Source organism: Marinobacter sp. L-13 (assembly GCF_056857715.1).
The window spans coordinates 131,557-156,765 of record NZ_JBSXNQ010000055.1 but is presented as its reverse complement, the minus strand read 5'-3'; the positions used below and the strand labels follow the sequence as shown (position 1 = coordinate 156,765).

Here is a 25,209-nt window from a genome sequence, read left to right as displayed (position 1 = left end):
CAATGACGGGCGACCAATCCCTGTTTTCGCTGGCTGGAAGAACTGCCCTGATAACGGGCGCGACGGGTCATTTAGGTTCTGTAATGGCCGAGGCGATGGCCGGCGCAGGTGCCCGAGTTCTGGTTAATGGGAGAGATTCTCAGAAGTGCGAATCTTTGTCCTCAGAGCTTCGCTCAAAGGGCTTTGATGCCGTGGCTGCTGTCTTTGATGTATCCGACCGGCAAGCTGTCGCGGAGTTCTTCGAGAACAAGGGACCGGATAAGTTGCACGTGCTGGTCAATAATGCGTATACCGGAGGTGCAGGCTGCATCGAATCTGCATCGCCCGAGAGTTTCGCGCAGAGCTATGAGGTTTCGGTTGTCGCCTCCCACTTTCTTTTTCAGCAGGCCTTGCCTGCGCTTCGCCGGGCGGTTGCGAAAGATGGCGACGCTTCGGTTATCAATATCAGTTCCATGTACGGTGTTGTGAGTCCGGATCAGAGACTCTACCCAAATGCCGAATCGGCAAATCCCCCGTTCTATGGCGCAGCCAAGGCAGCACTTCTGCAATGGACACGTTACGCTGCGTGTGAATTCGGCAAGGAAGGCCTCCGGATAAATGCGATATGCCCTGGCCCGTTTCCTGCCAGGAGCGTTCAGGATACGTCTCCGGAGTTTATTGAGACGCTGGCCGCCAGAGTCCCGATGGGGCGTATTGGTAGTGCCGCCGAGATTGCGGGTCCGACAGTGTTTCTAGCATCCTCGGCGTCGAGTTATATCAACGGCGCGAGCCTGATGGTTGATGGTGGGTGGACTGCTTGGTGATGCGCTGATGGAAGTGGCTTTCAGGGTCGATGCGTCGACGCTCATAGGTTCTGGTCACGTCATGCGCTGCTTGACTCTAGCAGAGGTGCTGGCAGATGCAGGCGCCCGTTGTTATTTCGTGATGCGGGAAAAGTCGGGAAGTCTCGAGAAGGTGGTACGCAGCAGGGGGCACCAGGTATTGATGCTTTCATCAGGCGAATCGGGGAAAACCACCGGGCCTTCCGAGAGTGAGCCAACCCATGCCAACTGGCTCGGTGTGAGCTGGGAAACGGATGCATCCGAGACTGTTCTGGCTTTGAAGGGCATTGAATTGGACTGGCTTGTGGTAGACCACTATGCGCTCGATTGCCGCTGGGAGTCTCAGGTTGGTGAATGTTCGAAGCGCCTGATGGTCATTGATGATCTTGCTGACCGGACGCACCACTGTGATTTGCTTCTGGACCAGAATCTCGGCCGTGAACCACACGATTACGCCGGTCTTGTACCGGATTACACAAAACGATTGATTGGCTCTGATTACGCGTTGCTTAGGCCCGAGTTCTCACGGGCACGTGCCCTGTCTGTTGAAGAAAGGAAAACCCGGGAGCCCGGGAACATCCTTGTTAGTATGGGGGGCGTGGATGCGGCCAATGTTACCGGCGATGTTTTGCGGGTATTGGATACCATCGGGGTTGTTGCCTCTTGCCGGGTTACCGTCGTTGTCGGGGCAGCCTGCCCTCATATCGACGAGGTAACAGATCAAGCGGAATCAATGCGTCTGGATACACGGGTGGTCGTAAATGCCAACAACATGGCGGAGCTGATGAGCCAGGCAGATCTTGCCATTGGTGCCGCTGGGGGTTCTGCCTGGGAACGCTGTTGCCTTGGTTTGCCCAGCTTGCTTGTGGTGATGGCCGACAACCAACGGCCGGGCGCTGAGGCGCTGAAACGGGCTGGCGCATCACTCAGCTTGGGGTGGCCGGACGCTATTGAAGAGACATTGCCCAGGACGATGCGTGAAGTATTCGCGCCCGGAAGGTTGCTTGAGATGAGTCAGAATGCTGCCGCAATCTGCGATGGCTTGGGTGTGCAGCGTGTGGCTGATGCCCTCCGGGAGGTTTCGGATGAGTAGTGGGCGGCTGAGACTTATGCACTCCGGGGACCTGGGGAGGGTTCGGAACTGGCGGAATCATCCCGATGTGCGCCAGTTTATGTACACCAGCCATGAGATCTCCCCGGAAGAGCATGCGCAGTGGTTTGCCCGGAACAGTGAAGTCCCCGGTGTGTGGCTGCTGATCTACGAGTTTGGTTCGGCCCCTGTAGGCTTTGTTAATATCTCTTCGACCCGCTGTGCCAAGGTTGCAGACTGGGGCTTCTATCTGGCACCGGATTCAGAGCCGGGAACCGGGCGGTCGCTTGGTGAAGCTGCCTTGAGGTACGCCTTCGAAGAGTTGGAATTGCATAAACTCTGTGGGCAGGCGCTCGGTTTTAACGAGCGGTCAGTCCGCTTCCATGAGCGTCTCGGATTTATCCGGGAAGGTGTCCTCAGAGAGCAACACTGCGACGGAGAACGTTATCACGACGTTATCTGTTTTGGCCTTCTGGCTGCCGAGTGGAAAAATTCGAAGTAAAGGTTTAAGGGCGTGTTTATGAGTGAAGCCAAAATTGTCATTGATGGTCGTGAAATTTCATCATCTCAGCCGCCTTACATAATTGCGGAGCTCTCAGCCAATCATAACGGCAAGCTCGAAACGGCACTGAAGATCATTGATGAAGCGGTTGATGCCGGGGCAGATGCGGTAAAACTGCAGACCTACCGGCCCGACACCATCACCCTGAATTCGGATGCCGATGATTTCAAAATCAAAGGGGGGCTTTGGGACGGTCGTACCCTCTACGAGTTATACGAAGAGGCCCACATGCCCTGGGAGTGGCATAAGCCTCTATTTGAGCGAGCCCGGGAGCGGGGCATCACGATTTTCAGTTCGCCCTTCGATACCACCGCCGTTGATCTGCTTGAGGAGCTCGGCGCTCCAGCCTATAAGATCGCATCATTTGAGGCTGTGGATCTGCCATTGATTGAGTATGTTGCCCGGACTGGTAAACCGATGATCATGTCCACCGGAATGGCGGATGCGGAGGAAATCCGGGAAGCCATTGATGCGGCGCGCGGAGCTGGCTGTAAACAGCTGGCGATTCTCCATTGTGTAAGTGGCTATCCGGCGCCGGCGGAAGACTATAATCTGCGAACCATTGTGGACATGAAGCAGCGTTTCGGCTTGGTGACAGGGCTCTCTGATCATACCCTGGATAACACAACGGCGATCACCAGCGTCGTGCTGGGCGCGGCGATCATTGAAAAGCACTTCACGCTTGATCGCTCTGGCGGTGGGCCGGATGATAGCTTTTCCCTGGAGCCTGAGGATCTCAAAGCGCTTTGCCGGGATAGCAAAACCGCGTGGAAGGCCCTTGGCGAGGTGAATTACGGTCGCAAATCCAGCGAGCAGGGTAACGCGCTGTTTCGTCGCTCCCTGTACTTTGTGAATGATATCAAGGCGGGTGACGTCATTTCCGGGGACGATGTGCGGAGTGTTCGCCCGGGCTTCGGGTTGGCGCCGAAGCACCTGAAAGCCGTTGTTGGCAAGAGAGCCGCACATGACATAAACAGGAACTCTCCGGTCAGGAAAGAAGACTTTCAGTAACGGGTGCTCAAACAGTAAATTTGCCCAAGGACTGGGGCAGTTTCAGAACTATCAACAAGGACGTTCAGCATGATCTCGATATCTCACCATGGCGCCACCTCTGGCGTAACCGGCTCTTGCCACGAACTCACTGTTGGTCACGCGGCCGAAAAGAGCGGCATCCTCATAGACTGCGGCCTGTTCCAGGGCCAGGACGAGGGCCGCGGTGCTTCTGCGTCTGATCTCTCCATTGATTTTCCCATTGATCATATCCGGGCCCTGGTGGTCACCCACGTGCATATCGACCACGTGGGGCGCATTCCCTATTTGCTGGCTGCGGGTTTCGATGGGCCCATTATTTGTTCCGAGCCTTCAGCCATTATGCTGCCGGAGATACTGGAGGATGCCCTGAAAATCGGTTTCACCCGCGACCGGCAACTGATTGATCGGGTTCTGGGAGTGATCCGTTCCCGCCTGGTGCCGGTGCCTTATGGCCAGTGGCATCCGGTGTTTGATGAGGATGATTGCTCGCTGTCGGTTCGGCTGCAGAGGGCTGGGCATATTCTGGGCTCGGCCTATGTTGAGTGTGATGCACGTGCGGGCGAATCTGAAGAACGGGTTGTGTTCAGTGGCGACCTCGGCGCGCCCCATGCTCCGTTGCTGCCTGAGCCCCAATCCCCCGAGCGAGCAGATCGGCTGGTGATCGAGAGTACTTATGGAGACAAAGACCATGAGGACCGGGAAACGCGGCGTTACCGATTGAAGGCGGTTCTGGAACACTCGCTGGAAGACGGCGGCACAGTGTTGGTGCCGGCATTCAGCATTGGGCGCACGCAGGAGTTGCTGTACGAGATTGAGGGCCTGATCAATGAGTTTGGTGGAGAGCTCTGGAGCAACCTGGAAATTGTTGTGGATTCGCCGCTGGCGGCGGAATTCACCCGAATCTATCGAGACCTGAAGCCCTACTGGGACGCTGAGGCCACAGACTTGGTGCGCCAGGGCCGGCATCCGCTCTCTTTTGAGCAACTCACGGTCATCAACTCCCACGAAGACCATTTGAACGCAGTGGATTACCTGGCCCGCTCCCATCGCCCTTGTGTGGTTCTGGCCGGTTCCGGCATGTGCGCCGGTGGTCGTGTGGTGAATTACCTTAAAGCGATGCTGGGGGATAAGCGGAACGATGTGCTGTTTGTGGGCTACCAGGCCGCGGGCACGCCAGGTCGGGATATTCTGACTTATGGTCCCCGTGGTGGCTGGGTGGAGCTGGATGGTGACCGCTATGATATCCGGGCCCGGATTCATCTGGTTGGCGGCTATTCGGCCCATGCTGGGCAGAGTGATTTGCTTCGGTTTGTTGAAGGTATTCCTGGAGCACCTACGGAAATTCGGGTGGTGCATGGGGATGAGGATGCGAAGGCGGCATTTCAGGTAAGGCTTCAACGGGTGTTGCCTGGCTCCCAAGTGCTGATCCCGGCGTAGCGAGGTTTTGATGCGCGCACGATTCGGGTATTGTTGGAAGTAACAGAACAGAACCGACAACGGTTTGAGGATGCTTGGCATGACTACTTCGCCTGAAAAAGTCTGGTTTGATGAAGATAATCTTTGGGTCATTCTCTCGGATGGTCGAACAATTGGTGCCCCGCTGGCCTGGTTCCCGCGTCTGCTGCACGCGGAACAAAAAGCCAGGGATGACTTTGAACTGAGTGTTCATGGTATTCACTGGGATTCGTTGGATGAGGATATCAGTATCCAGGGGTTGCTGGCTGGCCAAGGCGACCAAACCCACCCAAAACGTGATCACGCGGCCTGACATGGAAAAGATAAAGATTTTTGCCACTAAATCCACGAAAGAACACGAACAAAGACTGACTGATTAAAAGTCAGGGCTTCCTTGTCTTTCCCTTTCGTGTTCTTTCGTGGATTTAGTGGCAAAAATGTTCTTAAAAATAAGGATATAAGATGCTCAAGGAAAAAGAGCTTTGCTACCGTATTACCGGCTGTGTGTATGAGGTATACCGGCATCTGGGAGCAGGTTTTCTGGAGTCGGTCTACCAGAAGGCGTTGATTCAGGAGCTGCAGTTTGCCGGGTTGGCGGTGCAGTGTGAAGTGCCGGTGGTTATCCACTACAAAGGCGAGCCCATTGCCGAACACCGGGTCGATCTTTTGGTCGAGAACGCCGTCATCATCGAACTTAAAGCCCAGAAGCAAATGCCGATATCGGCGGAGCCGCAGTTAATCAACTACCTCAAAGCCACAGGGAAAGAGCTTGGTCTGTTGGTTAATTTTTCGTTTCCAAAGGCTGTGGTAAAGCGGGTGGTGTTATGACCAGGCCGGGTTTTTCATGGGAGGGCAGCCCCCTCCTTCACCAGGGATCTCTGGAAATTGTCGTCGATTCTTCTCTGGCGGCGGAATTCCCCCGGATATACCGGGATCTGAAGCCCTACTGGGACGCCATTGCCAGATATATATCGTGACCGGCACCTGCTAGAATTGTTTTTTCTGAAAAGCTGGCAGTTTTAATCGTTTTTTTGGCAGGATAATCATTTTGAGCACGATGGCGGGTGATGAAATTGGCTATGCATGGTTGGCAGCACGTTACGACGTGCAGGCAATCCAGCCGCTGCCGCTGGAGAGCCGTATCGGGCGTAGGCGCCAAACCTACGACCAGGCCGGCCGCCGCCTGGAATACTACACAGAGGCGATGCGCCCGCAAGGCACGCTGGGCGCGCACCTGACCTTCGCTTTAAAACACGAAGGGGTGGCGCTGGAGTTTCTGGCAAGGTTGTTTGGGGCATTGCCCGCAGAGGCGCTTGCTGACTGGATACGCTCTGAACCTACCGGCCAGTATGCCCGGCGTGCTGGTTTTCTCTACGAATGGCTAACCGGCAAGACTCTGGCAGTGGAGGGTGTCGGTGGCAACTATCGTGATGCGCTGGATCCCGAATTGTATGTTACGGCGGCTAACGGGGGGTGTCGTAACCGCCGCTGGCGGATTAATGACAACCTGCCGGGAACCCCTGAATTCTGCCCCCTTGTTCGTCGCACGACTTCAGTGTTGGAAGCCCGTCAATATGGAATCGCTGACAGGCTTTTAGCGATGGAAGGGGAGTTTGGACCGGATATTTTGCGTCGCAGTGCAGTGTGGCTGACTATTAAAGAGAGCCGTGCCAGTTTCGCGATCGAGCACGAAGGGCAGCATCAGGATCGCATACGCCGTTTTGCCACCGCCATGGAACAGTATTGTGGCCGGCTGGATTCCCCCCTTGATGATGACGCCCTGAGTGAGTTTCAGTCAGCTATCCTGGGAACCACCACGATCCGGACGGGCCTTCGGCAATCGCCTGTGTTTGTTGGGAGTAGTTCGATCGATTACGGTGCAGTTGTTCATTACGTCTGCCCGCACTGGGAGTGGTTGCCAGGCATGCTGGAGGGATTGCAGCGTTTTCTGGCGCAAACCGATCCGGGGGATGCAGTGGTTCGCGCTGCTGTGGCAAGTTTCGGGTTCGTCTTCATTCATCCGCTGGCTGATGGTAATGGACGAATCTCCCGTTTTCTGGTGAATGATACTCTTCGCCGCGACGGCGTGGTGCCTGAGCCTTTTATTTTGCCGGTTTCAGCGGCGATAACGTCCTCGGCGGTCAGGCGGGCCGACTATGATCGAATTCTTGAACGTTACTCCCGGCCATTGATGTCGGCTTACCGTGATGCGGTCGATTTCACCCAGGAACGCGTGGCCTACGCAGATGGTATTGAATCGGACTTTGTTTTTAATGCCTATGAGGAGGCAGCACCTGTCTGGAGCTATCCAGACTTGACCGAACATACGGAATATCTGTTCGCGATCATTCGGCATACGTTGGAGCACGAGATGCACCATCAGGCCGCCTTTCAGCGGGCGTGGTATCGCACCCGCGAGGCGATCAAGGATTGGGTTGAAGGCCCCGATGAGCACATTGATCGGATGATCCGGGCGATACGCCAGCATGGCCGGGTCAGTGGCAAATTGATGAAGGAATTTCCGGTGCTGGCGCAATCCGACATTGCATCGGAGCTAGAGCAGGCCGTAGCCGAAGGTTTTGCCGATCTGCCGGATGTGAATCAACGATGATTTTGGTGAGGGCATATCTCTGTGTAGTGCAGTTATTCGCCGCTGGCCGCTCGATCGAAGGCCATCCAAATGCCGTGGATTACCTGGCCCGGATGCATCATAAAAGGTGTTTTCAATCCCTGGCTGGTACAGACATAATTATTCCATCAGAGTAGGGCGTATGGTCGCCGTATTGAGCTTCCTCGCAAAGGATTTCAAATGAAGAAGATTGCAGTTATTGGTCTTGGTTACGTGGGGCTGCCTCTTGCCGCGGCCTTCGGCGAAAAACGTGAGATTGTTGGTTTTGATATCAACAGCAAACGCATTGCCGAGCTGAAGGATGGCGTTGATTTTACCCGTGAGGTTTCCCGGGAAGAGTTGGCTTCGGCCTCGGGTTTGTCTTTTACCGATAATCTTGAAGGCATTCGGGATTGCCAGATTTACATTGTGACCGTGCCCACTCCCATTGATGAGTTTAAAACGCCGGATTTAACGCCCTTGGTAAAAGCCAGCGAAACCGTTGGGCAGGTTCTGAAACAGGGCGATATCGTGATTTACGAATCCACGGTATATCCCGGCGCCACAGAAGAAGTTTGTGTGCCGGTATTGGAGAAAGTCTCCGGCCTTGCGTTTAACAAGGATTTCTTTGCCGGTTATAGCCCTGAGCGAATCAATCCGGGTGATAAAGAGCATCGGGTAACCAGCATCATGAAAGTGACCTCTGGCTCCACTTCGGATATTGCTGATGAAGTGGATGCGCTTTATGCCAGTGTTATTACGGCAGGCACCCATAAAGCCAGTTCCATTAAAGTGGCCGAAGCGGCGAAGGTTATCGAAAATACCCAGCGTGATTTGAATATCGCCCTGATGAACGAGCTTTCAATGATTTTCTCGCGCCTGAAAATTGATACCCACGAAGTGCTGGCGGCAGCGGGCACAAAATGGAATTTCCTGCCGTTTAAACCGGGGCTTGTTGGTGGCCACTGTATTGGTGTGGATCCGTATTATCTGACCCACAAGGCCCAGGCCATTGGTTATCACCCGGAGATTATTCTGTCCGGCCGGCGGGTAAACGACAATATGGGCCCGTATGCGGCGGCCGAGCTGGTTAAAGCAATGATTAAAACCGGGCATACCGTGGCATCGTCAAAAGTGTTGGTGATGGGGCTGGCCTTCAAGGAAAATTGCCCGGATTTGCGGAACACCCGGGTGATTGATGTTATCCGTGAATTGCAGGATTTCGGCTGTTCCGTGGATGTGACAGACTGCTGGGCGGATAATACGGAAGCCGAGCATGAATATGGTATTTCCCTGGTGGAGTCCCCGAAATCTGGAGATTATGATGCGCTGTTTCTTGCCGTGCCGCATCGTGAATATGCCGCTAAATCGTCGAAAGAGTTGCGTGCTTATTTGAAAGATAATGGGGTTCTGTTTGATCTGAAGGGTGTTTTGCCGTTGGGCGAGGCGGATCTCAGGTTGTAAGTACAATTTTCGTACAGCGTGTATTTTAAAAGCCGGTCAAGTTGATCGGCTTTTTTATTAAGGGCTCGTGAATAAATAATTTTGCCAGACTACATTTATTTTATTATTATTGTCCCTGACTTTTAGTCAACTCCACTTAAGTTTTTAAAACCCCTATTTGAATAAGGTTTTAATTCCATGGCAAAGATTAACGATTACTACCAGAAGAAACAGCTTATGGAAAAGCTTTCTGCAGAGCTGGAACAGCTTGAAAAAGACCAGGCTCTGAAAGGCGAACTGGAGTTTGAAAACAAGGTTCGCGCATTGATGAAGGAGTATGACAAGTCACCGAAGGATGTTCTTCAGATTCTTTCTGCAATTGATCCCTCAGTGTCCGGGGCAAAGGCTGACACAACCGCTGGCAGCCGCCCAAAGCGCCCGATGAAGACTTACAAGAACCCGCACACCGGTGAAGTGGTCAAGACCCGTGGTGGCAATCACAAGACGCTGAACGAGTGGCGTCAGAAGCATGGTAAGGAAGCTGTGCAGAGCTGGCAGCAGGACTGATTCAGGCCTGCATTTGCTTCCCCCCTCTCCCCCGGCCCCTCTCCCGCAGGGGGAGAGGGGAGCTCAAAATCAAAGTTCTTCTTTAGCCCCTCTCCCGCAGGGGGAGAGGGGAGCTCAAAATCAAAGTTCTTCTTTAGCCCCTCTCCCCTGGCGGGAGAGGGGTTGGGGAGAGGGGGGATTAACCAACCACCACTCTGTTTCTTCCCCCCTCCTTGGCGGCATACAGCGCCTCATCCGCCTTCTGCATCCACTGCATATAGTTCTCAGGCTTTTCCGTTAACTGGGCAATGCCAATGCTGATGGTATAGCGGATCGGCGCCACGCTGGTTTCCACCACGCTCTGTTCAATGCTCTCTCGTATCCGTTCGCAGATGATACGTGCGCCTTCTGCGTCGGTTTCCGGCAGGATGATGCCGAATTCCTCGCCGCCATAGCGGCCGGCGCTGTCGGATTGGCGTATAGCATTGCGGGTGACGCTAGCGGTGTGTTTGATCACTTCGTCCCCGGCCAGGTGGCCGTGGGTGTCGTTCACCGGCTTGAAGTGGTCTATATCGAGCATCACCAGGCTTGTGGTGTGGCCGTAGCGGCGGAAACGTTCGAACTCGGCGTCCACCAGGTTCTCCCAGGTGCCACGGTTGAGCAGGCCGGTTAGGCGGTCTGTCATGCTCAGTTTGGCCAGCTGTTCGTTGGCCCGTTCCAGGGCCATTTTGCTGCTGGCGATGTCGGTTACGTCGTACACCATCAGGCACACTTTCTCGACTTCGCCGGTTGTGCCAGAAAGCGGGCTGATGGTGAGGTTCTGGAACATATACTCTTCAGTACCGGTGATGGGCCGGGTATTGCGGAACTGGAACAGGTAAGGGCGTTGCTCCCAGGACGTAAACGCCTTGGTGTTGAGTAGGGCTACGGCGTCTACTTTGCGGGTCAGCCACGCTTTGGGGATATCGGGGAATACATCGAATAATACCTGGCCCTGGATCCTGCTCGCGGTGATGCCGCTGTGGTTTTCCATGAAGCCGTTCCAGACTTCGACTCTGAAATCCAGATCCAGGACCACCAGGCCCACTTCCACGGATTCCAGCATGTCCATCAGCCAGTGAAAGGAGTTGGCTTCAGATTCTTCTATGGCCATGGGTCAGTCCACCAGATATTGCAGGCGATCTTCGAGAAAAGGCACTGAATCCTCTGTGAGGAGGATCAGCATGTCGCATTCGATGTCCCGGTCTTCCAGGGTGTAGCAGATTTCGATGCACAGCAGCTGCTCTTCACGGGCGCTGTGGTGCTCCAGCAGTTCGTAGATTTGCCGGTGCTGGCCGAGCACGGTGGGGTGGCCCAGGCCGAGTTTCAGGTCCAACTGGTCGCCGATGCCCTTGAGAAAAGCGCCGAATAGTATGCTGGACATGTCCATCAGCACCTCCACATTCACCGCTTCGCCCTCAAGGGTGTCGTAGTGAAGCATCTCTGCCATGTCCCGGAAGCTGGCGTCGGCGAACAGCAGCAGTGCCTCCCCGGCAATACCGGCTCCAGTGAACCCCTGGCACACGGCGGAATAGGTGTTGCTGTCGCTGACCGAGGAAATGGCCATGTGCAGTTCGGAGTTGGCCAGGAAGGCTACCTTGGGAATCGGCTGTTTGACGAACACGCGCAACAGGCGGGCCAGCAGATCCGAGGACCGGCCCATGGCGACGTTGGAGATTTCCTGCAGATAGTCGTTCAGGGAAACGGAGATTTCCGGGGCGGTACTGCCTGTGCTTTTCAGGCTGCTGTCATTCAGCGCGGAGTCTTCGAGTTCGCAAGGCCGGTACAGGCCGTATTCCACCAGCAGGTCAAGGACGATGCAGGTTTCTGTAGGTTTTTTGATGAAGTCGAGGGCGCCGAGTTTTTTTACCCGCTCCCGTGCTTCCGGCTGGATATCGCCGGAAACCACGATGGTCATCACCGGCAGGTCTTCCTTGCGAACCTGCTCCAGCACCTGATAGCCGTCCATCTCCGGCATGTTCAGGTCGAGGAACATCAGCTCCGCCTCGTGCCTGCGCAATTTCTCCAGTGCTTCCACGCCGTCTTTTGCGAAGCTGACATCGCCACGCAATCCTTCTGGCAGGGCTCGGGCCATTTGCTTTCTGGCAAGGGCAGAGTCGTCGCAGATGAGTATGCGGGTGGTCATTGATGGGGCCGTAGAGGGTTCGTCATAGGGTGCGAAAGTATACCAGCAGTCTTCTTTGTGTACACGTTTGCTACAGCATTCGTAACATTCGGTAAGAGGCTGTAAGTATAATAGGCCAAAGGTTTTGTGACTGTATTCAAAGTTGGTTGAGTATTACTGAATTGTAAACGGTGATTGTGACTCTGCTCACTCTATTGGCCGATCTGCCTTGGTTATAGTGTGTTTGCGGCAAATAAAAAATAATGCAAAACCCTGCCGCCTGTGAGCACCGGAAAATCAAAAATAAACCGGGCTGCAGTGGAGTCGGGCGTCGGAAACTGACTCAAAAATAATACTATTTCAGAGACGCAAAATTATGAGACAGCAGGCGTATGGATACGCTGCCGTCACCCTGTTCTGCCTGGGTATTGCGCCCGTTGCCCAGGCCGAGCTGAAGCCCATTTCTGAGGAAAGAATGGGTGAGGTGACCGGGCAGGCTTTTATGCAGATCGAGAACATTGACGGTGGGGTCGATGGGCTTCAGTTTACCCGAATGACTCTAGGGATGGATGTTGAGACCCGAGTCAATATCGACGATGTGACAGCCGGCGAAATCGACGGAGGCGTGGACTTTGCCGCCCAGCACGTTGCGCTGGGGCATATTGCCCGCAATGACGGTAAGCAGTTCAACGGCCGTACCTATAGTGCCGGAGATACTGTTCATTTCGAGGCGTTCAAACCTTATATCGAGCTGGCGGAAGACCCTGCAGAGGGTAAGCTTTCTGGCTTTCGTATGGGGTTCGGGCAGGCGAGAGGGTCGGTTTCCTCGCTGACCAGCAGTTTCAGTGGCGATATTGGCCTGAAACTTGATGATGGGTCCGGCACGATATACGACGCCACGCTGATGGATCAAAACGCCCAACCAACTCGTCGCCGCGCCAGTCATATTGGGATAGTCGATCCTGCTGCTGCTCCCGCTGACTGCACTTCAGGTGCGGCCACTAACTGTGCGCCCCTGACCCGTCTGCAATCCCTTATTGTTGGTCAAGAGGGCACGGATGGCGTTACCGATTTCACCAATGATTTCTTCATCGGTTTTCAGCGGGAAGATGTAAATTGGCAAAGCCCTGATGGCGCCAACGTGATCAGCGCCGAGCAGGGTGTTTTCATCAACCTGCCCACGAGCATGACGGTTGATATGGACCAATTGATAACCCAGGGCGTGCAGCGATTGCAGACCCACCGCAATGACATGGGTAAGCAGCTCTTTTAAGGGTGTCTCTCGTTTTGTTTTCGAATAAAAGTTTTGGCTCATGGGATCATGGAGTGATCATTGCCAACCCTTCTTTACCTGAATGGCTTCAAGTTCTTCTTTTACGCCAACGATCACTGGCCTGCGCACGTCCATGTACTTAAAGGCGAGCGATGGGCTAAAATCCAGTTAAGTGATTTAAAGGTGGTGCACAGTTCACTGAAACATCAGGAGCTGCGAGCCTGCCTTGGAATTATTGAAAGCCATAGGTCGGAGTTTCTGGAGCGTTGGAATGCCTGGTTTGAAGGGTAAATCCGTTCATATAGACGATCGCCATCTCCACGTAGAGCTGGAGGACGGCCGCGTGATATCGACACCTATTCATTGGTATCCAGAGCTGGAGCGCGCCTCGATTGAGGAATTTCGCAAGTATCGTTTCATTTGTGATGCAACAGGCATCGAGTGGGAAGATATCGACTATCACCTGAGTATTGAGGCGATGTTGTCGGTTAAAGCCCGGCAAAGTGCTGCCTGATTGTCCCTCCCCCCTGACCCCGATTTCGCGAACGCAGGAGCTTCTGTTTTGATCCGCTCGTTTTACTGGCACGATTACGAAACCTTCGGGGTAGACCCGGTTCACGACAGGCCTTCCCAGTTTGCCGGGGTGCGAACGGATGCGGATCTCAACATCATTGAAGAGCCGCTGGTGATTTACTGCAAACCGGCAGACGATTACCTGCCATCGCCGGAGGCCTGCCTGATTACCGGTATTACTCCTCAGAAAGCGCTGGAAGACGGCTTCCCGGAAGCGGAGTTTATTACCCAGATCAACGAGGTCTTCAGCCAGCCCGGTACGTGTGCGGTGGGGTACAACAGCCTGCGTTTCGACGACGAAGTGACCCGCCATACCCTGTACCGCAACCTGCGTGATCCCTACGCCCGTGAATGGCAGAACGGCAATTCCCGCTGGGACATCATCGATATGGTGCGCCTGACCTATGCGCTACGCCCGGAGGGTATCAACTGGCCCCGGAAGGAAGATGGCAGCCCCAGTTTCAAGCTGGAGGAGCTGACCGTTGCCAACGGCATCGCCCACGAAGCGGCCCACGACGCCATGTCGGATGTTGAGGCAACCATTGCGGTAGCCAGACTGATCAAGGAGAAACAGCCAAAGCTCTTTGATTTTGTGCTGCAGAACAAGGACAAACACTCGGCACGGGCCATGCTGGATACGGCCACTATGAAGCCGGTGTTCCACATATCCGCCAAGTACCCGGCGAGCCGGGGTTGCTGCGCACTGGTGGCTCCGGTGGCCGAGCACCCCACCAACAAGAATCTGGTGATTGTTTACGACCTGCGCGAGGACCCCGCCGAGCTGATCAACGCCAGTGCTGAACAAATCCGTGAGCGGGTATTTACTTCCCAGGCGGAACTGGGGGAGGGAGTGAGCCGCTTTCCGCTGAAAGGGGTGCAGCTGAACAAATGCCCGGTGCTGGCGCCAGCGAACATGCTTTCCACCCTTTCACAGGAACGCCTGGAAGAACTGGCCTTGGATGGTGATACTTTGCGGGCCAACCTGGCCATGCTGCGCAAGGCTCCGGATCTACCAGCCAGGATTGCCGAGGCCTTCGACCAGCCCCACGAAAGCGACCTCACAGACCCGGACGAACAGCTCTATGCTGGCGGTTTTATCAGCAAAACCGACCGCGAGAAGCTGAACTGGGTGCTGGAGCAGCCGGTGGAAACACTCGGCGAGCTGGATGTGACCTTTGAAGATGATCGCCTGCAGGAGCTGCTGTTTCGCTATCGGGCCAGGAATTATCCGGGCAGCCTGATGGGTGAGGAGCTGGAGCGATGGGAGGAGTTTCGCAGCCAGAGGCTAATGCATCCCAAGAAGGGCTGGCGGTCTTTGGAGGCGTATGCTCAGGAGCTACAGCGCCTGGCGGCGGACCCGGAACTGACGCCGGAGCGGCGGCATATCCTGGAGGATTTGCATTTGTATGGGGAATCTTTGATTCCTTATATCTGAGGATAAGGATGTTGGCTCCGTTGGAGCCGCCGTAAGGGCTTGCCCCCCCCCTCTCCCCAACCCCTCTCCCGCGAGGGGAGAGGGGCTAAATGGAGTTGCTCGGAGATTTGATTAAGAATCTCGCCTCTGTGCTGGCCTGCGAGTTGGGCAAGGCAGAGTCATCCGGAGAATTTGATCCAAAAGCCCCCCTCTCCCCTTTGTGGGAGAGGGGCCGGGGGAGAGGGGGGGTATCGAGCGCGAGACCATTGCATCCCCCGCAAAACGGGCAGGAAGCCCACCACAAACCCAGGGACGAACCATGAACCAAACAACCTTCGCCAAACACCTCCGCAAAAATATGACCGACGCCGAAAGGCGCCTCTGGTTCCACCTCCGTGCCTACCGACTCAATGGAAAACGCTTCCGCCGACAGCAACCGTTGGGACCCTTTATTGTGGATTTCGTGCATTTCGGTTCAAAAGTCATCGTTGAGGCTGATGGTGGGCAGCACAGTGAGTCAGCAACTGACGAACGAAGAGACGCTTGGTTGAAAGCGCAGGGTTATAGGGTGCTTCGGTTCTGGAACCACGAGATTCTACGACAGACCGATGTGGTGCTCTCGGTTATTCACAAAGCAGTTGAAGGCCGAGGGGAATGAAGGAGTAACAATTTAACCACCCCCTCTACCGCAAGGGCTCGGGCTGCAGTACTTTTGCTGGGCAAAGCCTTCTCCGCGAGGGACTGGGGGTGCAGGACTTCTGTTAGTAAAGCCCCTCTCCCGCCAGGGGAGGGGGGCTTTGCTGGTATTCTCCTCATATCTTTACCCATTATCTCCCCTCTCCCCAACCCCTCTCCCGCCGGGGGAGAGGGGCTTTGATGGTGTTGTCCTCATTTCTGTACCCCTAATCTCCCCTCTCCCCTGGCGGGAGAGGGGTCGGGGGAGAGGGGGAGAGGGGGAGAGGCGGAGAGGCGGAAGCGTCCTGGCCTCCACAATCCAAATCGCCGCCGCTTCAAAAAATAAACACTCAAATTCTGCCCCATCAAACTCTGCACCTCACTGCCCAGTGCCTCCGCCTGAATTTGCTTCTGCACCGGTCCGGTTGCCAGGCTGTGGCCATCCACATCCCGTGCTTTCACGAGCTTCCATTCCACCTCATTACTCGCCATAGCCATCAACTCTTTCAGCTGGGCGGTATCCTGCGGCCGGAACCATCTGTCGCGGCAGCCGCCGAGGCTGTAGAAATCGGCGTCGGCGGTCAGGTCCTGCCAGGCAGTATCGTTTCGGTTGGCGAGAACCATCCGGCGGAGCTGGCGCAGCGTCTGGCGGGTGGGTTGGAGCTTATGCTCGCTGACCAGTTTGCGAATCTGTCTGTCGCCGGACGTTTGCTCGGCAATGGCGGTGTGCATGTGCACTACAGCGCCGGAGCCGGTGGCTTGATTAACCAGGGCCGCCAGAGACAGGGTGGTCATGGCCGGGGAGGGCAGTCGACCGACTTCGATCCAGTGCACCTGTTGGCCATCAATGTTTTAAGGCTGCTTTCGGTGCGGTAGGCCAACCGAGACCAGGACGGCCATGCCTGGGGAGCATCGGTCTTATCCAGACAGAGTTCCTCGGCCTTCTCATCGAAATTCTGTTTGATGGCCTCTTCTTCGGCCCGATCGTAATAGCTGGCGGCCAGAACGGGCTGCAATGCCAGGGGCCAGTCCACGAGGTTCCATTGGCCAAGTTGCACTGCGAAGGGCTGGTGGAAGAGAGCGCCGTACATGGCGCTGGTCATCAGTGAGCCGATGAGTCCGTCCTGTTCCTCGCCAAGGACAAACTGGGCCTGGATGCTGTCGTTGATGGCAGAGACCAGCCGTTCTTCATCGTCTTCAACTGCCAGGGCATAGCCGGTTCTGTCCGCATACTGGGCAATGGCCAGCGTCAGGCGCTGGAGTTCGTCCCGAAGTTCAACGGTTTGTGCGACTTCGGCGATGATCGCCCGACGCAGCAGGGTAACCAGCTCTTCCATCGCAGGATTGGGCATCAGGGTTTTCTGGGGGGCAAGGATCAGCAGTTCGTCTTCGCTGGCGGCTTCAGATAGCCCCGACATTCCTGCCGGGCCTTCAGCCGCTGGATATGGCTGAGACCGTTGCTGTTGGACTCCCCATAGGCAAGGTTGGCCTGCAGGAGCAGGCGGGCAGCCTGGGCCTGTTGGGATTGGGATACCTGGACTTGATGCTTGGCTTGCATGGTACACCTCGTGAATACAGCCGCAGTTGGGAGCGGCAAAGGTCTGCAGTTTTGACGGTTTGCCGTGCTTTGAGGGAGGTGTTGCGAAAGGTGTGCCAGTTCTCTAAATCAACCGAACAGGCCCCGGATAGCGTGCAACCAGCTCATCGGAGGTAAGTAGCAAGAAACCCTCTGTCTCTGCCTGGGCGACCAGAATCCGGTCGAAAGGATCCTTGTGTATGTCCGGAAGGTGGCTTACGGCAAGTGCGTGCTGCGACGATATCGGCAATTCCAGGTAGCCGTTATCCATAAGGCCACGCCTCAGTAGATGCGGATCAACGTGAAAATCCGGTCGGCCCAGCCCATTCTTGATAACCACTTCCCAAAGACTTGCGGCGCTGAAATACAGGCGGTTGCTTTCGTTGCTGATCAGGGTTGCCGCCTCGGGTGACAGCTTATCCGGCTCGGCCGCTGCCCATAGCAGAATGTGGGTATCCAGAAGCAGGTTCACCTCAGGCTCCGAACATTTCGGCTATTTCCTCCTGCCCCATCCGGTCGAAATCGTCCGGCACGGCGAATTCACCCGCCAGAAAGCCGAGCCTTCTTTGCTGGCCCGCTTCCGGGGAATCGTAAGCGGTTACACGGGCAACCGGCTTTCCCGCTTTGGCGATGATGAATGCCTCGCCCTTGGCGGCACGGGCCACCAGTTGTGACAGGCGGGTTTTTGCTTCGTGCATGTTGACGGATTCCATTTTTCCTCCATAGACTTAGGTCTTTGAACTTAGTCTATCACTGGCGAGGTAGTTGGGCTACCTTCCGGCGCATTTCTGATTAGGCAATGCCGCAACAGGGTAGAGTGCCGGGAAGGTGTGGGTTAGACTTTTGGGAAAGCGACTTATTTATAAGGGAGCGGGAATGGCTAAATCCGGATTGCCAAGTGTCCTGAGGGATCGACACGGAGAACTGAACCAGCTTTGCCGTAAGTACAATGATTGCGTTTAGAAATGTGCTCATGAAGTGGACCCCAAACTACCGGAGCCCTTATGCCCCCGCCAGCCAACAAAGCCTACCAACTCAAAGTATCACTTCTCGGCGCCCGGCCGCCGATCTGGCGCCGGTTGCTGATTGCGCCGGATACCACGTTTCAGGATCTTCACCGGATTATCCAGTTGGCGATGGGCTGGCAGGCCTGTCATCTGCATATGTTTCAGGCGGGTGATGACCGGTTGATTGGTGATCCGGCGGAGGATTTCGATGGCATGCTGGATTTTCAGGATGAAACCATGGTGGCGGTGTCTGCTGTGCTCAACAAGGAAGGGCAGGCCCTGACGTATGACTATGATTTCGGCGACAGCTGGGAGCATGAGGTACGGCTTGAAAAGGTCCTGCCGGGCGATCAGGGCGAGCCGTTGCCCCGCTGCATAAAAGCCGTGCGCCAGTGCCCGCCAGAGGATGTCGGTGGCTTGCCCGGATTCTACGATTTTCTGGAAGCCATGGAAGATGCCGCTCATCCGGAGCATGTGGCAGTGCGCGAGTGGATGGGTGGCGAATGGTTCGAGCCGGAGTTTGTGGATCTTGATGACATCAACCAGGCGCTCGCCGAGCGGGATGCCCTGTTTTCCGAAACCGAATCCGAACCCGATATCCCGCCGGCCAGAGACTTCTTCGGCCTTAGCCCCAGCCAGGTTTATGAGCTGCTGCAGAACCCACTGAATTGCCCCTCTGTGTTCAAGCCGCTGATCAATGCCGAAGCCGTAAACCGCGAACTCGACACCGCGCCGGTCATCCGGATGGCGAAAGTTCTGGTTGAGGCCATGAAAGGCAAGGGCATCCGCCTCACCGGCAAGGGCAACCTGCCTCTCAAACAGGTCAAGGCCATGATTGAAGACGGTGGAGAAGAGATTGTGGCACCGATGGCGAGATATTCTCCGATTCGCTCCGAGGAGCACATTCTGGCCGTGATTCTCACCCGCGTGTTGCTGGAAATTGCCGGCTATACCAAAAAGCAGAAAGGTGTACTTTCACTCAAAAAAACCGCCGAAACCAGGCTTGAGAAAAAAGGCTGGTTAATGGTTTACAGGGATCTGCTCTCCACCGCGTTCTCGCGGCTCAGCTGGGCTTCCATGGACCACTACGATGGCCTGGATGAAATACAGTACACCGCACCATTCTGCTTCTGGCTGCTGTCAGAGAAAGGCGAGCAGTGGCGCCCGGTGGACGACTACCTGGAGGACATGCTCAAGGCCTTTCCCCGGCTGCCGCTTGCCGCCTACCCGGTGGTCTACATGAGCGATGAGGAGCAGGCACGATCTGCGATGCGCTCAAGAATGTTGACGCTGTACCAGCTACTTGGCCTGATCGAGCTGGATCCTGAGCATGCACGGTTGCGGAGTGAGGGTGAGCAGATGATGCGGCGGACGGCGTTGTTTGAGGGGCTATTTACCAGAGTATAAGTTTCGGGGCTGGCTCCAAAGTAGTGGCGGTGCATTCTTTGGCAATTTTTGCCATTATCTGACCATTAGAGGGCTTAATTATGGCAACGATGAATATATCCCTGCCCGATGCGATGAAAACCTGGGCAGAGCAACAGGCCGAATCTGGTAGGTATTCCAATACCAGCGATTATGTTCGTGATCTGATCCGCAAAGATCGGGACAGGCGGCACAAAATCGACCAGTTACAAAGTCTCGTTTCAGCGGGATTTGCCGGTGGCAAAGGGACTTGTTCAATGGATGAACTGAGAGTTTCTGCAAAGAAACCAGCCAGGGATTCATCCACCGCGATCACTTCCACATCGTCCAGATAGCTGGCCAGTTCCATGGCCCGTTGGCCGGACTGCGCACCGCACACCATGATGCGAAGGGTGGCCGGGAGATTGTCGGTGCCCAGCCCCAGTTCGGTGACCATCGCGGCCTTCTCATCGAAATTCTGTTTGATCGCCTCTTCTTCGGCCCGATCGTAATAGCTGGCGGCCAGAACTGGCTGCAATGCCAGAGGCCAGTCCACCAGGTTCCACTGGCCAAGTTGTACCGCGAATGGCTGGTGGAAAAGGGCGCCATACATCGCGCTGGTCATCAGTGAGCCGATGAGCCCGTCCTTTTCCTCACCAAGGGCAAACATCGCAGGATTGGGCATCAGGGTTTTCTGGAGGGCAAGGATCAGCAGTTCGTCTTCGCTGGCGGCTTCAGATAGCCCCGGCATTCCTGCCGGGCCCTCAGCCGCTGGATATGGCTGAGGCCATTGCTGTTGGACTCCCCATAGGCAAGATTGGTCTGCAAACTCCACCGTTCATAGTCGAGCCATCGGGTGATCGGCCTGCCAAGGCTGCGGTAAGTTTTGTCCTCAGTCTACCTGGACCAGCCGCACAGGCCCCGGGTGCGCGCCACCAGCTCATTCGAGGTAAGTAGCAAGAAGCCCTCAGTCTCCAGAGGCTGGCAGCACTGAAAAACAGGCGGTTATCTTCATTGCCGATCAGCTCTGTCGCCCGAGGGGATAACTTGGAGGGCTCATCTTTGGCTGCACGGGCAACCAGTTGCTGCAAGCGGGTTTTCGCTTCCTGCAAATTGACAGATTTCATGATTGACCTGACCGGCCATCTAAACTTGTTCAAAAGAACTTAGGGAGACTCTGAATAAGTCTCAAAATCAGCGATAATACGGCCATCGTCAACCGCACAGGATTCATCACCACCATGGATCAGATTACCGTCTCCGAAGCCGAGTACCAGAACAAGAAGCGTAAAACCCGCCGCGAGATTTTTCTGGAACGGATGGACAAGCTGATTCCGTGGAAGCAGTTGGAGAAGAAGGTAGCCCGATATTACCCCAAGGGGCCAGACTGGCCGGCCACCGTATCCGCTGCCGACCATGCTGCGTGAAGGCAGCATTGTGGATGCTTCCATCATTTCTGCACCAAGCTCCACGAAGAATGAAAGCGGCCAGCGCGACCCTGAGATGCGACAAACCAGAAAAGGCAACCAGTGGTACTTTGGCATGAAGATGCATATCGGCGTGGACGATACGCTCGGCTTGATCCACAGCATCGATACCACCGCTGCCAATGTCCACGACATCGTGTCCGCCGGCAACCTTCTTCACGGTGACGAGCAGCGCGTGTTCGGTGATGCCGGTTATCTTGGCATTCAAAAGCGGGATAAGCATAAAGATCGCCAAAATGTATCCTGGTTCATTGCCAAGCGCCCCGATGTTGGCCGTTCCGGCCGCCGCTTTCTTTATTGTTTGGGGGGCAAGGTTTAAACTCCAGACATATACCGTAAGCGACTGAGTAAAGTATGGCCGCATTTAATGCACTGGAGATGCTGAAAGAAAAACAGGACGAGATTCGGCGGCTTTGTGAAAAGCACCGGGTAATGTCGTTTGGTGTTTTTGGTTCTGCTGCTACGGGGCATTTCAATGAGAGCAGTGATCTGGATTTTCTTGTGGATTTTGATCCGGCTTTACCCGCCACCCAAAAAGCTGAGGCGTTTTTCGGGCTAAAAGAAGATCTTGAAGTGATGTTTTCTCGCTCCGTGGATCTGGTCACTGTGTCCTCCTTGACCAACCCTTATTTCAGAGCCTCGGTTCTTGAAGAGCGGCATTCCTTGTATGCAGCGTGAGGCTCTCAAGTACCTTTACGATATTCTTGCAGCTGCTGAGAAGGTTCAGCGTTTTGTTGCTGGTAGCAGTGAAGACGATTATCTGAGTGATGAGTTGTTGCAGTCTGCTGTTGAGCGCCAGTTCGAAATCATCGGAGAGGCAATGGGTAAGTTACACAAGATTGCTCCGGACGAGGCTGAGCGGTTTGTCGATTATAAAAAGATGATCGCATTTCGGAACGTGCTTATTCACGGCTATGCGACTATCGATCCAGTGATTGTTTGGGGTGTGGTGGAAAGCAATCTGAATGACGTTTTGAATCAGGCGCGGGAAGCTCTGAGCGCTGATTAATCATCGACAGTTGATATTGGACGAATGCCTCGAAAATGAGGGTAGAGGAAAATTGCATCTGACCCCGGGTTCACGCCTTTTGCTTTGGAATAAGGCGCTTTCTTGTCGGATTACGGCTTCGCCTAATCCGACACCCCAGGCCCGAAGTTAATTCACCGCCGCTTTAAAAAATAAACACTCAAATTCTGCCCCATCAGACTCTGCACCTCACTGCCCAAAGCCTCCGCCTGAATCTGCTGCTGAACCGGCCCGGTTGCCAGGCTGTGGCCATCCACATCCCGCGCTTTTACGAGCTTCCATTCCACCTCGTTGCTGGCCATCGCCATCAAATCTTTTAGCTGGGCAGTGTCCTGCGGCCGGAACCATCTGTCCCGGCAGCCGCCGAGGCTGTAGAAATCGGCGTCGGCGGTCAGTTCCTGCCAGGCGGCATCGTTTCTGTTGGCAAGAACCATCCTGCGTAACTGACGCAGCGTCTGACGGGTGGGTTGAAGCTTGTGCTCGGCAACCAGTTTGCGAATCTGTTTGTCGCCGGAGGTTTGCTCGGCAATGGCGGTGTGCATGTGTACCACGGCGCCGGAGCCGGTGGCCTGGTTAACCAGAGCCGCCAGAGACAGGGTGGTCATGGCCGGTGAGGGCAGGCGACCGACTTCGATCCAGTGCACCTGGTGGCCATCCGCCACGAAACGCTGGGCAATGGACCAGGGCCAGAACACGATGTTGTCCATGCCCATCTCGTTCGCCATGCGCGTGGCTTTGGCGATGTTGGCCAGGGATTCATCCACTGCGATCACTTCCACATCGTCCAGATAGCTGGCCAGTTCCATCGCCCGCTGGCCGGACTGCGCACCGCACACCATGATGCGAAGAGTGGCCGGGAGGTTTTCGGCGTCCAGCCCCAGTTCAGTGGCCATCAGGGTTTTCAGGCTACTTTCGGTACGATAGGCCAACCGGGACCAGGACGGCCATGCTTGGGGAACATCGGTCTTCTCCAGGCAAAGCTCCTCGGCCTTCTCATCGAAATTCTGCTTGATGGCTTCGTCTTCGGCCCGATCGTAATAGCTGGCGGCCAGAACGGGCTGTAATGCCAGGGGCCAGTCCACGAGGTTCCATTGGCCAAGTTGTACCGCGAAGGGCTGGTGGAACAGGGCGCCGTACATGGCGCTGATCATCAGTGAGCCGATGAGTCCGTCCTGCTCCTCGCCAAGGGCAAACTGGGCCTGGATGCTGTTGTTGATGGCAGAGACCAGTCGTTCTTCATCGTCTTCAGCTGCCAGGGCATAGCCGGTTCTGTCGGCGTATTGAGCGATGGCCAGTGTCAGCCGTTGCAGTTCGTCCCGAAGTTCAACGGTTTGTGCTACTTCGGCAATGATCGCCCGACGCAGCAGGGTAACCAGCTCTTCCACCGCAGGATTGGGCATCAGAGTTTTCTGGAGGGCAAGGATAAGCAGATCGTCTTCACTGGCGGCCTCAAGGGAAATCTGTGCGTCCGGGTTATCCAGGCCATATTGGTGATGAATAATGGCGCTGACAAACCGGCCCAGTTCCTGATGTGGCAGACCATCCCGCTGGAGAAGGGCGATAGCATCATGGGCCAGGGCGGAATCCGCCTTGTTCACTTCCAGGTGTTGGGCGCAGGTCAGCATGCCGCTGTATACGGAATCCCATTCGGCGCCGCTTTCCAGCAGCTTGCGGTAATGCAGGTAGGCCACATCAAACTGTCCCTGCAACCGCTTGGAATGGGCAACACCACAGAAAGCGGCGGCAGATTGCCGGTCGCAGTCCAGGGCTTGCAGGAAATACTGCTCTGCAAGTGCCGGCCGCTCGGTTTTCAGGGCCCAGTAACCCAGGTTGCAGTACTGCTGCGCCTGGCCCGGCTGATGGTCTAGGCTGGCATTGAATAGGGTGTGGGCTTTCTCAAGCTGCCCGTCGTCCATCTCCACACGGCCAAGCAGCCCCAGGCCACCGGCATTCTCCGGCTCCAGAGCCAGCGCTTCATTCAGATAACCCCGGCATTCCTGCCGGGCCTTCAGTCGCTGAATATGGCTGAGGCCATTGCTGTTGGACTCCCCGTAGGCAAGATTGGCCTGCAGAAGCAGGCGGGCAACCTGGGCCTGTTGGGATTGGGATACCTGGACTTGATGCTTGGTTTGCATGGGACACCTCGTGAATACAGCCGCAATTGGGAGCGGCAAAGGTCTGCAGTTTTTTGACGGTTTGCCGTGCTTTGAGGGAGGTGGTGCGAAAGGTGTGCCAGTTCTCTAAATCAACCGAACAGGCCCTGGATAGCGTGCAACCAGCTCATCAGAGGTAAGTAGCAAGAAACCCTCTGCCTGGGCGACCTGCCGCTTAAGTGCGAATTTCCCAGATTAGAGGTGTTCCCTGAAATCCATGGATTCATGCAAGATGCGTACGATAACGATTTTCTGCTCATGCTCCTTGAAAAAGAGAATGTGCCTGGCCTTCTTCCCGGCCCTCTGCACCTGCATACTTAGGATACCGGGAAGCACTTCCGATCGCTCTTTGGCTAATGGATGTGCAGGGCCTGACCGGGATAGCTCCTGGAGCGCGTTACCTATTAAGGCGCTGTAACGAACCGCCTGGTCACGCCCGAAGTTTTCCTCTGTGTGGAGGATTACTTGATCGAGATCCTCACTTGCCTTTTGTGCAAGCTCTACCGTCCATAGTTGAGCCATCTGCTTCAATCCTTGCGAGTAAGGTCAGCGGCGCGGCTTATAAGGTAGTCTGTAATTTCTTCGCCAACCCCAAGGCTTACAGTGCGCCCATTCTCGATGTCATCCAGACCTTCGGCCAATGCCTCGCGCAGTTTCAGGAGTTTGTTCTGGTATTGCAGTTCTTGCTCTTCTACCAGACGCAATCCTTCACGCAGAATCTCGCTTACATTCTGGTAGCGCCCGGTTTTTACAAGGGCGCCAACCAACTGCTCCTGGTGGTTGGTCAAAACGATATTTCGGGTTGCCATAGGAAGTCTCCCTCTAATGTGCATTGGCATATAATGCCATCGGGTGATCTGCCTGCCAAGACTTGGGTAACTTTCTTCGTCAGTTACCCT

At 55.3% G+C, this 25,209-nt stretch carries 29 protein-coding genes and 2 pseudogenes; 21 read left to right on the top strand and 10 right to left on the bottom strand.

Annotation, left to right across the window (positions count from 1 at the left end):
- The first annotated feature begins 2 nt into the window (after nucleotides 1-2).
- The 10 genes from AC13DD_RS11410 (at nucleotide 3) to AC13DD_RS11365 (ending at nucleotide 9,578) form a co-directional block, all read left to right on the top strand.
- Nucleotides 3-803, top strand: a complete 801-nt coding sequence (locus AC13DD_RS11410; protein WP_482931157.1) for an SDR family NAD(P)-dependent oxidoreductase — start codon at nucleotides 3-5, stop codon at nucleotides 801-803.
- Complete coding sequence (pseG, locus tag AC13DD_RS11405) at nucleotides 781-1,914, top strand: UDP-2,4-diacetamido-2,4,6-trideoxy-beta-L-altropyranose hydrolase (protein WP_482931156.1); 1,134 nt, start codon at nucleotides 781-783, stop codon at nucleotides 1,912-1,914. Before AC13DD_RS11410 ends, pseG begins: the two co-directional genes overlap by 23 nt.
- The gene (pseH, locus tag AC13DD_RS11400; RefSeq protein ID WP_482931155.1) at nucleotides 1,907-2,413 is read left to right on the top strand and encodes a UDP-4-amino-4,6-dideoxy-N-acetyl-beta-L-altrosamine N-acetyltransferase; all 507 of its coding nucleotides are present in this window, start codon (nucleotides 1,907-1,909) and stop codon (nucleotides 2,411-2,413) included. Before pseG ends, pseH begins: the two co-directional genes overlap by 8 nt.
- An 18-nt stretch (nucleotides 2,414-2,431) precedes the next feature.
- Nucleotides 2,432-3,484 carry a pseudaminic acid synthase gene (pseI, locus tag AC13DD_RS11395; protein ID WP_482931154.1) on the top strand — a complete coding sequence of 351 codons (1,053 nt, stop codon included), beginning with the start codon at nucleotides 2,432-2,434 and terminating at the stop codon, nucleotides 3,482-3,484.
- Nucleotides 3,485-3,553: 69 nt separating this feature from the next.
- Nucleotides 3,554-4,942 (top strand): MBL fold metallo-hydrolase RNA specificity domain-containing protein, encoded by a 1,389-nt coding sequence (locus AC13DD_RS11390; protein ID WP_482931153.1) that lies wholly within the window; start codon nucleotides 3,554-3,556, stop codon nucleotides 4,940-4,942.
- A 70-nt stretch (nucleotides 4,943-5,012) separates the two neighbouring features.
- The gene (locus tag AC13DD_RS11385) at nucleotides 5,013-5,273 is read left to right on the top strand and encodes a DUF2442 domain-containing protein (RefSeq protein ID WP_273073123.1); all 261 of its coding nucleotides are present in this window, start codon (nucleotides 5,013-5,015) and stop codon (nucleotides 5,271-5,273) included.
- Between the two features lie 149 nt (nucleotides 5,274-5,422).
- Nucleotides 5,423-5,788: a GxxExxY protein gene (locus AC13DD_RS11380; protein WP_273073124.1), complete on the top strand. Its 366-nt coding sequence runs from the start codon at nucleotides 5,423-5,425 to the stop codon at nucleotides 5,786-5,788.
- Between the two features lie 229 nt (nucleotides 5,789-6,017).
- Nucleotides 6,018-7,571: a Fic family protein gene (locus AC13DD_RS11375; protein WP_273157729.1), complete on the top strand. Its 1,554-nt coding sequence runs from the start codon at nucleotides 6,018-6,020 to the stop codon at nucleotides 7,569-7,571.
- A gap of 198 nt (nucleotides 7,572-7,769) precedes the next feature.
- On the top strand, nucleotides 7,770-9,032 hold the full coding sequence (tviB, locus tag AC13DD_RS11370; RefSeq protein WP_482931152.1) for a Vi polysaccharide biosynthesis UDP-N-acetylglucosamine C-6 dehydrogenase TviB: 1,263 nt from the start codon (nucleotides 7,770-7,772) through the stop codon (nucleotides 9,030-9,032).
- Between the two features lie 177 nt (nucleotides 9,033-9,209).
- Nucleotides 9,210-9,578: a histone-like nucleoid-structuring protein, MvaT/MvaU family gene (locus AC13DD_RS11365; RefSeq protein ID WP_053112590.1), complete on the top strand. Its 369-nt coding sequence runs from the start codon at nucleotides 9,210-9,212 to the stop codon at nucleotides 9,576-9,578.
- 178 nt (nucleotides 9,579-9,756) lie between these two features.
- Here the strand turns inward: AC13DD_RS11365 and AC13DD_RS11360 are convergent, their stop codons facing one another.
- Nucleotides 9,757-10,710, bottom strand: a complete 954-nt coding sequence (locus tag AC13DD_RS11360; protein ID WP_053112588.1) for a GGDEF domain-containing protein — start codon at nucleotides 10,708-10,710, stop codon at nucleotides 9,757-9,759.
- A gap of 3 nt (nucleotides 10,711-10,713) precedes the next feature.
- Nucleotides 10,714-11,742: a response regulator gene (locus AC13DD_RS11355; RefSeq protein WP_405420626.1), complete on the bottom strand. Its 1,029-nt coding sequence runs from the start codon at nucleotides 11,740-11,742 to the stop codon at nucleotides 10,714-10,716.
- Nucleotides 11,743-12,097: 355 nt separating this feature from the next.
- On the opposite strand from AC13DD_RS11355, the gene AC13DD_RS11350 reads away from it, so the two are divergent.
- The 5 genes from AC13DD_RS11350 to AC13DD_RS11330 all read left to right on the top strand — a co-directional run bounded on the left by AC13DD_RS11350 (nucleotide 12,098) and on the right by AC13DD_RS11330 (nucleotide 15,639).
- Complete coding sequence (locus AC13DD_RS11350; RefSeq protein ID WP_053112585.1) at nucleotides 12,098-12,994, top strand: hypothetical protein; 897 nt, start codon at nucleotides 12,098-12,100, stop codon at nucleotides 12,992-12,994.
- A gap of 60 nt (nucleotides 12,995-13,054) precedes the next feature.
- The gene (locus AC13DD_RS11345) at nucleotides 13,055-13,285 is read left to right on the top strand and encodes a DUF4160 domain-containing protein (protein ID WP_053112583.1); all 231 of its coding nucleotides are present in this window, start codon (nucleotides 13,055-13,057) and stop codon (nucleotides 13,283-13,285) included.
- Nucleotides 13,266-13,508, top strand: a complete 243-nt coding sequence (locus tag AC13DD_RS11340) for a DUF2442 domain-containing protein (protein WP_273073129.1) — start codon at nucleotides 13,266-13,268, stop codon at nucleotides 13,506-13,508. The genes AC13DD_RS11345 and AC13DD_RS11340 overlap by 20 nt, the downstream gene beginning before the upstream one ends.
- A gap of 48 nt (nucleotides 13,509-13,556) precedes the next feature.
- Nucleotides 13,557-15,002 (top strand): exodeoxyribonuclease I, encoded by a 1,446-nt coding sequence (sbcB, locus tag AC13DD_RS11335; RefSeq protein WP_482931151.1) that lies wholly within the window; start codon nucleotides 13,557-13,559, stop codon nucleotides 15,000-15,002.
- 298 nt (nucleotides 15,003-15,300) lie between these two features.
- Nucleotides 15,301-15,639 (top strand): endonuclease domain-containing protein, encoded by a 339-nt coding sequence (locus AC13DD_RS11330; protein WP_053112576.1) that lies wholly within the window; start codon nucleotides 15,301-15,303, stop codon nucleotides 15,637-15,639.
- 344 nt (nucleotides 15,640-15,983) lie between these two features.
- Here AC13DD_RS11330 and AC13DD_RS11325 read toward each other — a convergent pair.
- From AC13DD_RS11325 to AC13DD_RS11310, 4 genes and pseudogenes are all read right to left on the bottom strand, one after another.
- Nucleotides 15,984-17,059, bottom strand: a pseudogene (locus tag AC13DD_RS11325) (tetratricopeptide repeat protein); the annotation flags it as partial.
- A complete protein-coding gene (locus tag AC13DD_RS11320) occupies nucleotides 17,032-17,214 on the bottom strand; it encodes a hypothetical protein (protein ID WP_405420609.1) in 183 nt (60 codons plus the stop codon). The gene AC13DD_RS11320 and the pseudogene AC13DD_RS11325, both read right to left, overlap by 28 nt.
- 103 nt (nucleotides 17,215-17,317) lie before the next feature.
- On the bottom strand, nucleotides 17,318-17,704 hold the full coding sequence (locus AC13DD_RS11315) for a type II toxin-antitoxin system VapC family toxin (protein ID WP_273082713.1): 387 nt from the start codon (nucleotides 17,702-17,704) through the stop codon (nucleotides 17,318-17,320).
- Nucleotide 17,705: 1 nt separating this feature from the next.
- Complete coding sequence (locus AC13DD_RS11310) at nucleotides 17,706-17,945, bottom strand: type II toxin-antitoxin system Phd/YefM family antitoxin (protein WP_482931150.1); 240 nt, start codon at nucleotides 17,943-17,945, stop codon at nucleotides 17,706-17,708.
- A gap of 291 nt (nucleotides 17,946-18,236) precedes the next feature.
- Here AC13DD_RS11310 and AC13DD_RS11305 point away from each other — a divergent pair, with 291 nt between their 5' ends.
- Both AC13DD_RS11305 and AC13DD_RS11300 read left to right on the top strand, forming a co-directional pair.
- Nucleotides 18,237-19,646, top strand: coding sequence for a plasmid pRiA4b ORF-3 family protein (locus AC13DD_RS11305; protein WP_482931149.1), 1,410 nt, complete (start codon nucleotides 18,237-18,239; stop codon nucleotides 19,644-19,646).
- 80 nt (nucleotides 19,647-19,726) lie between these two features.
- Nucleotides 19,727-19,999, top strand: a complete 273-nt coding sequence (locus AC13DD_RS11300; protein ID WP_482931148.1) for a type II toxin-antitoxin system ParD family antitoxin — start codon at nucleotides 19,727-19,729, stop codon at nucleotides 19,997-19,999.
- Here the strand turns inward: AC13DD_RS11300 and AC13DD_RS11295 are convergent.
- Nucleotides 19,954-20,379: pseudogene (locus AC13DD_RS11295) on the bottom strand (tetratricopeptide repeat protein); the annotation flags it as partial. The gene AC13DD_RS11300 and the pseudogene AC13DD_RS11295 overlap by 46 nt on opposite strands.
- A gap of 505 nt (nucleotides 20,380-20,884) precedes the next feature.
- Between AC13DD_RS11295 and AC13DD_RS11290 the strand changes: the two are divergent.
- From AC13DD_RS11290 to AC13DD_RS11275, 4 genes are read left to right on the top strand one after another with little or no spacing between them, the layout of a single operon-like run.
- Nucleotides 20,885-21,070, top strand: a complete 186-nt coding sequence (locus tag AC13DD_RS11290; protein ID WP_050898262.1) for a hypothetical protein — start codon at nucleotides 20,885-20,887, stop codon at nucleotides 21,068-21,070.
- Entirely contained in the window at nucleotides 21,060-21,449 is a 390-nt protein-coding gene (locus AC13DD_RS11285; protein WP_482931147.1) for a transposase, read from the top strand. The genes AC13DD_RS11290 and AC13DD_RS11285 overlap by 11 nt, the downstream gene beginning before the upstream one ends.
- A 35-nt stretch (nucleotides 21,450-21,484) precedes the next feature.
- Entirely contained in the window at nucleotides 21,485-21,808 is a 324-nt protein-coding gene (locus tag AC13DD_RS11280; RefSeq protein WP_008171320.1) for a nucleotidyltransferase family protein, read from the top strand.
- Nucleotides 21,798-22,139: a HepT-like ribonuclease domain-containing protein gene (locus tag AC13DD_RS11275; protein WP_008171322.1), complete on the top strand. Its 342-nt coding sequence runs from the start codon at nucleotides 21,798-21,800 to the stop codon at nucleotides 22,137-22,139. Before AC13DD_RS11280 ends, AC13DD_RS11275 begins: the two co-directional genes overlap by 11 nt.
- 152 nt (nucleotides 22,140-22,291) lie before the next feature.
- Here AC13DD_RS11275 and AC13DD_RS11270 read toward each other — a convergent pair whose 3' ends face one another.
- The 3 genes from AC13DD_RS11270 to AC13DD_RS11260 form a co-directional block, all read right to left on the bottom strand.
- Entirely contained in the window at nucleotides 22,292-24,292 is a 2,001-nt protein-coding gene (locus AC13DD_RS11270; RefSeq protein WP_482931146.1) for a tetratricopeptide repeat protein, read from the bottom strand.
- A gap of 213 nt (nucleotides 24,293-24,505) precedes the next feature.
- The gene (locus AC13DD_RS11265; protein ID WP_008171327.1) at nucleotides 24,506-24,832 is read right to left on the bottom strand and encodes a type II toxin-antitoxin system RelE/ParE family toxin; all 327 of its coding nucleotides are present in this window, start codon (nucleotides 24,830-24,832) and stop codon (nucleotides 24,506-24,508) included.
- A gap of 5 nt (nucleotides 24,833-24,837) precedes the next feature.
- A complete protein-coding gene (locus AC13DD_RS11260) occupies nucleotides 24,838-25,119 on the bottom strand; it encodes a type II toxin-antitoxin system ParD family antitoxin (RefSeq protein WP_482902502.1) in 282 nt (93 codons plus the stop codon).
- Nucleotides 25,120-25,209: the final 90 nt, after the last annotated feature.